Genomic DNA, 6202 nt, shown 5'->3' on the forward strand with positions numbered 1-6202 from the left:
GGGCCGCCCGCACGGCCGGGAGTGAGCCCGCCGAGGGCGCGGCCGGCATCAGCGACCCTGGGGCGCGCGCGGCGCCGGGCGCCAGTCGGGCGCCGCCAGTTCGAACCCCGCGAAGTCGAAGGCGGGGCTGACGGTGCAGCCCACCAGCGTCCAGCGGCCGAGCGAGACTGCGCTCTGCCACCAGCCCTTGGGCACGACGGCGAAGGGGTGCTGGTGGCGCGACAGGTCCGGGCCGAGATGCACGGCCTGCGCATCGTGCCCATCCCGCGACATCGACAGCGCGAGCGGCCCACCGGCGTACCAGTGCCAGCATTCCGCCGCGTCCACGCGGTGCCAGTGGCTGAACTCATCGGCCGCGAGCAGGAAGTAGATCGCGGTCCCCGCCCCGCGCGACCCATCCGCCGGCGCGTCGCGCCAGACCTCCCGGTAATGGCCGCCTTCGGGATGCGGCCGGAGATCGAGGGCGGAGACGACCTGCGCGGCCGTCACGGACGGGTCGCGCAGGTCGGGCAGCATCAGCCGACCGGCACGGTCTCGGCGATCGGGCGGAGCTTCGACACCTCGGCGAACCAGGCGGCGAGCTTGGGATGCGCGTCCCGCCACGGCTCGTGCGGGAAGCGGAAATCGAGGTAGCCGAGGGCGCAGGCGACGCTGAGCGCGCCGATGTCGCCAAGGCCCGACGGCGGGTCCTTCTCCAGCATCGCGAGCGCGCGATCCACCGCGCCCTTCTGCCGCGCGTCATACGCCTTGCGGCCATCGTCCTGCGGCAGCTGCGCCATGCCGCGGCGACCCACCGCGGAATCGAGGATGCCGTCGGCGGCCGCCTGGCGCACCAGCGCCTTGAGCCGCGCCGCGCTGCCCACGGGCGGGAACAGCGCGGGCGCGTCGCCCAGCGTGTCGAGGTATTCGCAGATCACCGGGCTGTCGAAGATCGACGTGCCGTCGTCGGCGACCAGCGCCGGCACCTTCGACAGCGGGTTGGACGACAGCAGGTCCGCGGGGCTGGTGTGCGGGTTGGTGGTGACCTTCTCGATCCGCGTCTCCAGGCCGCGGGCGATGGCGCAGGCCATCACCTTGCGGACATAGGGGCTGGCGGCGGAATAGTGCAGCTTCATCTGGTCGTTCTCCTCCGGGACTCGGACGTCAACGGAAAGTGTCCTTCGCCGCGCGGATCCGCGCCAGGGTCGCCACGTCCTTGGCGCGGAGGAAGGGGTTGGCGGCGAGTTCCTCCTCCAGCGTCGTCGGCACGGTCGGCTTGCCCTTGGCGCGCAGCTCGGCGATGCGGGCGGCGTGCGCGGCCAGCGTCGGATTGTTCGGCTCGACCGTCAGGGCGAAGCGGGCATTGCTCTCGCTGTATTCGTGGCCGCAGCAGACCAGCGTCTCCGGCGGCAGGGCGGCGATCGCCTGCAGGCTCGCGAACATCTCCTCGGCCGTGCCTTCCAGCAGGCGGCCGCAGCCGAGGGAAAAGAGCGTGTCGCCGCATAGCAGGATGCCGCAGTCGGTCAGGTGGAAGGCGATATGGCCGCGCGTGTGGCCGTCGCTCGCCAGCACGCGGACGGGCAGGCCGCAGACCTCGAAGGCGTCGCCCGGCTTCACCGCCATGTCGAGCGGAGGAAGCCGCGCGGCGTCCGCGGCGGCCCCGATCACCTTCGCGCCGGTCGCGGCCACGATCTCGGCGACGCCGGCGACATGGTCGCCATGGTGGTGGGTGAGCAGGATTGTCTCGAGCGGCGCGCCGGCGGCCTGGACCGCGGCGAGGACGGGCGCGGCCTCCCCCGGGTCGCAGACCGCGAGGCGACCATCGGGCGAACGCAGCAGCCAGGCGTAGTTGTCGGACAGGCACGGAATAGGCGTCACTGTCATCGGCATATTTGTAAGCGTCTCCCTGGGCGGCGGTGATCGGGCATCCCAACAGGCCCGCGCCTCCCCTATATCCTCCGCATGGGCGTCGAGGTCCACGGGCTGACTAAATTCTATGCGACCGGCGACGGGCTGCTGGCGGCGCGGCTCGTTGCCGAGCGGCTGCGCGCGACCTGGCCGTCGCTGCCGGGCCTCGCCGTCCTCGGCATCGGGCATGCGGCGCCCTATCTCGACTTGTGGCGGAACGGGGCGGCGCGCTGCGTCGCGCTGACGCCCGCGCATCTCGGCCCGCCGCCGCGGAATTCTCCCGGCGCGCTGGCGGCGGAGGAAGACAGCCTGCCCTTCCCGGACCTCTGCTTCGACCGGATCCTGCTCGTGCACGGGCTGGAGATGGCGGAGAACGCGCGGCGCCTGCTGCGGGAGGTCTGGCGCGTGCTGAAGGATGACGGGCGGCTGCTGGTGGTCACGCCGAACCGGAGGGGACTCTGGGCGCATGCCGAGCACACGCCCTTCGGCCATGGCCAGCCCTATTCCCCGGGGCAGGTGACGCGGCTGCTGGAACGGCATCTGTTCCGCGTGGAGCGGCGCGATTCGGCGCTGTACGTGCCGCCCTTCGCGCCCTTCCTGCGCGCCGGCGCGGCGTGGGAGCGATCCGGCCGGGCGATCTGGCCGGCGCGCTACGCGGGCCTCGCGATCGTGGAGGCTGAGAAGGACCTGTTCGCCGGCATGCCCGCGGGCCGCGTGGCGGTGGCGCGGCAGGTGCTGGCGGATGCCTGATGCCAGCCGCACGGAGAATGACGCCGTGCGCGGTCGGCCTTCGCCCTTCCGTCCGGCGCGCGGCCGCCCGCACGAGACCCCCTCGCCCGGCCTTCGAACCTTGCTGCGCGGGCCATCGCGCGCCGGCGTTCAGCGACCCGGCACCAGGGGGCGCTGCGGGGGCGGATAGGGCTGCGGATACGGCTGCGGATAGGGCTGCGGCGTTGCCTGGCCGCGCCATTGCGGCTCAATGACCACGCCGCCGATCGGGGGCATGCCGGGGGCGGGCGCGATGGTCGGGTCGGGCGGGCACATCGGCCGCATGACGCCGCAGTCCCAGGCGAAGCGATCCGGCCGGCCGGTCATCTGCCCGCCGCGTTCGAAGCGGCATTCGCACAGCTTGCCCGCCATGCAAGCGACCTGGCCTTCCCGCGCCGGGGAACAGACGGGCGGGCTCTGCGCGGCCGCGGGCAGCGCGAAGATCAGGAAGGCGAGGAGGAACCGGCGCATGGCGCCAGCCTGCGCCGGAAAGGTTGCCGCACCCTTTCCGGCAGGGCGATGCGGCGGTTCAGCCCGGATAGGTCCCCATCGCGACCGGCATGGACGGGTCGCCATTCTCAAACATGATCCAGACATGGCCGCCCACCGGCGGCGGCGCGCCGGCCGGGACGCCGAGCGGCCGGCAGGGCATGGCCCAGAAGGTCTCGTCCCCCAGCACGCTGGGCACCTGGACCATGACGCGGCCCATGGCCTGCGGATCGAGATTGTCCACGCATGTGCCGCGATAAAGGCCGTAGTATCTGTTCGCCATGGCGTGCCTCCGTTCGCGGGCCTATCGCCACAATAGACCCTCGCGCGCTTGACGCGACCCCCCGGCAAGGGGCTACCTAGGCGTTGACCGGCATCAAGACCGGGCCCGTTGCGGATGCTGGACGCTGCGCCGCGCGACGGGGGGTGGGCTAAGGCATACAGATACGCCGTCGCCGTGCGCCACCGCGCGCGGCCGCCAGGCTGCCTCGCGATGCGGGGAAGCCCATCCGAAGGGTGCGCCATGCCGTTCGCCGACCCCCGTGCCGATGCTTCCGTCCCCGCCGCCTTCGTGCGCCTCGTGGGTGGCCGCGCCTGGGCGTCGCGACTGGCCGACCTGACACGGCGGGCGCAATCGGGGCCACTCTCGGGCCGCGCCGCACAGCAACGCCACGCGCTGGAATTCGTCCTGGCCCGCGCGGCCGACCCGAAGGCCGCCGCGAAGCTCGGCACGCCGGAACGCCGCGTGCTGGCCTTCGCGCAGGAAGCGGTGCGGCTCGCCCGCACCCTGCCCGAGGCGCCGCGCGCCCGGCTGCGCGCCCTGCTGCTGGAAGGCCTCACCGGCGAGGCGACGCTGATCCCGCTGTTCCACCTGCTGCGCACCGCCGCCCTGCATCGCGCCCGCGGCTTCGACGTGACCTTCGCGGGCCTCGCCGAGGAAGCGCCCTACGACCTGCGCCTGGCGCGGGACGGCGTGACGGCGGAAGTCGTCTGCGAGACGGTCTCGGCCGAGGAAGGCCGGCCGGTGCATCGCGGCGACTGGTGCGCGCTGGTCGATCGCGTGAACCCGGAACTGCAGACTTGGCTCGCCGCCCATCCGGGCCGCTACCTGCTGAAGATGACGCTGCCCGAGGGCCTCGACGGGCCGGACAAGGCGGCGGCGCTGGAAGCGCGCATCATGGCGCTGCTGGCCGAGGAGAAGCGCCAGGATGCGAGCGCCGACGCCGTGCTGAAGCTCGATCCGCTGATGGTCGCCGGCGCGCAGGCCGGCGCCGGCCTGCCGCAGCGGCTGCGCGAGCAGTTCGGACCCGAGGCGCATCTCGCCGTCACGGCCGACCCGGCCGGCGGCAGCGTCTTCGTCATGGCCGCCCGCGCGGGGCGGGAGAACGCGGTGGCGCAGGCCGTCACGGCGCGGATGCGGCTCGCCGCCGAATCGCGCCTGACGGGCAGCGTGCCCGGCATCCTCTCGGTCTTCGTGGACGACCTCGAACGCTCCGAATGGCGCATGCTGCGCGAGACGCTGGAACTGGAAGGCGCGGTGCGCCGCTTCCTGACCGAGCCCGCCGGCCGGCGCGTGGTCGCCGCCGCCTGCGCGTCGCGCATGGAGATGTTCGGCATGGCCCCGCCCGACGCGGCGGCGGATGGGGAACTGCGCTTCCGCAACCCGTCCCACCCGGCCTGCAAGGTGACGGCGCTGGCGCCGGCGGTGACCAGCAGCGAGTGATATCGGCGGTCGAATGCTTCGACCGCCGATATCCGCTTTTTCGTGCCCTCAAACGGCGGGCGGCGGCCATACGGCCGCCTTGCCTTCGCGCCGCCAACGGGCGTGCCCGGCGCGGCTGACGGGTTGGGCGCGGTCGCGCATTCGCGCTCCCGGATCGAGGCAGCGCCTCGATCCGAGGTCTTCGCTGCCGGGTCCATTCATTTGCTTGGCCTCAAGCGGCGGGCGGCGGCCATACGGCCGCCTTGCCTTCGCGCCGCCAACGGGCGTGCCCGGCGCGGCTGACGGGTTGGGCGCGGTCGCGCATTCGCGCTCCCGGATCGAGGCAGCGCCTCGATCCGCCGTCTTCACGGACACCGCCAGAAGGTAGGCTTGACGGCCTCGGCCGGCCGCTTGCCATTCCATCGTGCCCGCGGGCCCCTCAGGCCGCCGCGGGCTCCACGATCCGGCCATCCTCCATCGCCACCACGCGGTCGGCGATGTCGAGGATGCGCGGGTCGTGCGTGACCATCAGGATCGGCGTGCCGCGGGACTTCGCCATGTCGCGCAGCAGATGCGCGACCTCCCCGCCCGAGACCTTGTCGAGCGCGGCGGTGGGTTCGTCCGCCAGCACCAGCCCAGGCCCCGCGACCAGCGCGCGCGCGATCGCCACGCGCTGGCGCTGACCGCCCGAGAGCTTCGCCGGGACCTTGTCCTCATGCCCGGCGAGACCCACCGCGCGCAGCATCTGCCCCGCGCGGTCAAGGCGCTCGCGCTCGGGCAGCGCGGCATCGATCTCGAGCGCCATCGCGACATTCTGCCGCGCCGTCAGGAAGCCCAGCAGGTTGTGGTTCTGGAAGATGAAGCCGATCGACCGGCGCAGCCGGACGCGGTCGCGCTCGGTCGCACCCAGCAATTCCCGCCCCAGCACCTGGCAGGATCCCTCCTGCATCGCGCGCAGGGCACCGATCAGCGTCAGCAGCGTCGTCTTGCCGGAGCCCGAGGGACCGGTCAGCAACACCACCTCCCCCGCATGCACGGTGAGCGCGACGTCGCGCAGCACGGGACGGCGCAACTCGCCCTCGCCATAGGCGTAGGTCAGGCCGGCGATGCGGATCGGGTCGGTCATGGGCGACGCGTCCCCGGGGAGGGCGCTGCCCTCCCCGGAACCCCTCCCGCCAGAGGCCGAAAGGCCTCTGGACACCATGAGATGGGCCGATGCAGGGAGGGGCGCCGCGCGACCTTCGAGTCCGGCGCGCGCGCCATGCCTCTCCCTCCAACCGCCCATGTATCGGGTTCCAAGGGCCTTTCGGCCCTTGGCGGGGAGAGGTCCGGAGAGGGGCGGCGCCCCTCTCCGGG

8 protein-coding genes are annotated in these 6202 nt (G+C 73.1%); 2 read left to right on the forward strand and 6 right to left on the reverse strand.

Annotated elements, in window-relative coordinates:
* Positions 1-48: 48 nt before the first annotated feature.
* From HW577_RS18600 to gloB, 3 genes are read right to left on the reverse strand one after another with little or no spacing between them, the layout of a single operon-like run.
* Positions 49-516: a cupin domain-containing protein gene (locus HW577_RS18600; protein ID WP_198377637.1), complete on the reverse strand. Its 468-nt coding sequence runs from the start codon at positions 514-516 to the stop codon at positions 49-51.
* On the reverse strand, positions 516-1115 hold the full coding sequence (locus HW577_RS18605; RefSeq protein ID WP_198377638.1) for a glutathione S-transferase family protein: 600 nt from the start codon (positions 1113-1115) through the stop codon (positions 516-518). The genes HW577_RS18600 and HW577_RS18605 overlap by 1 nt, the downstream gene beginning before the upstream one ends.
* Before the next feature lie 28 nt (positions 1116-1143).
* Positions 1144-1863, reverse strand: coding sequence for a hydroxyacylglutathione hydrolase (gene gloB, locus HW577_RS18610; protein WP_332837761.1), 720 nt, complete (start codon positions 1861-1863; stop codon positions 1144-1146).
* Positions 1864-1941: 78 nt separating this feature from the next.
* Here gloB and HW577_RS18615 point away from each other — a divergent pair, with 78 nt between their 5' ends.
* A complete protein-coding gene (locus HW577_RS18615; protein ID WP_198377640.1) occupies positions 1942-2637 on the forward strand; it encodes a class I SAM-dependent methyltransferase in 696 nt (231 codons plus the stop codon).
* A 129-nt stretch (positions 2638-2766) separates the two neighbouring features.
* On the opposite strand, the gene HW577_RS18620 is transcribed toward HW577_RS18615, so the two are convergent.
* Positions 2767-3126 carry a hypothetical protein gene (locus HW577_RS18620; protein WP_198377641.1) on the reverse strand — a complete coding sequence of 120 codons (360 nt, stop codon included), beginning with the start codon at positions 3124-3126 and terminating at the stop codon, positions 2767-2769.
* A 58-nt stretch (positions 3127-3184) separates the two neighbouring features.
* Complete coding sequence (locus HW577_RS18625; protein WP_198377642.1) at positions 3185-3427, reverse strand: phage baseplate assembly protein V; 243 nt, start codon at positions 3425-3427, stop codon at positions 3185-3187.
* Positions 3428-3667: 240 nt separating this feature from the next.
* Between HW577_RS18625 and HW577_RS18630 the strand changes: the two genes are divergently transcribed.
* On the forward strand, positions 3668-4867 hold the full coding sequence (locus HW577_RS18630) for a hypothetical protein (RefSeq protein WP_198377643.1): 1200 nt from the start codon (positions 3668-3670) through the stop codon (positions 4865-4867).
* 418 nt (positions 4868-5285) lie between these two features.
* Here HW577_RS18630 and HW577_RS18635 read toward each other — a convergent pair whose 3' ends face one another.
* Positions 5286-5972: an ATP-binding cassette domain-containing protein gene (locus tag HW577_RS18635; protein WP_198377644.1), complete on the reverse strand. Its 687-nt coding sequence runs from the start codon at positions 5970-5972 to the stop codon at positions 5286-5288.
* Between the last annotated feature and the right edge of the window lie 230 nt (positions 5973-6202).

This window comes from Neoroseomonas rubea (assembly GCF_016106015.1).
In the GTDB taxonomy this organism is placed as follows: domain Bacteria; phylum Pseudomonadota; class Alphaproteobacteria; order Acetobacterales; family Acetobacteraceae; genus Neoroseomonas; species Neoroseomonas rubea.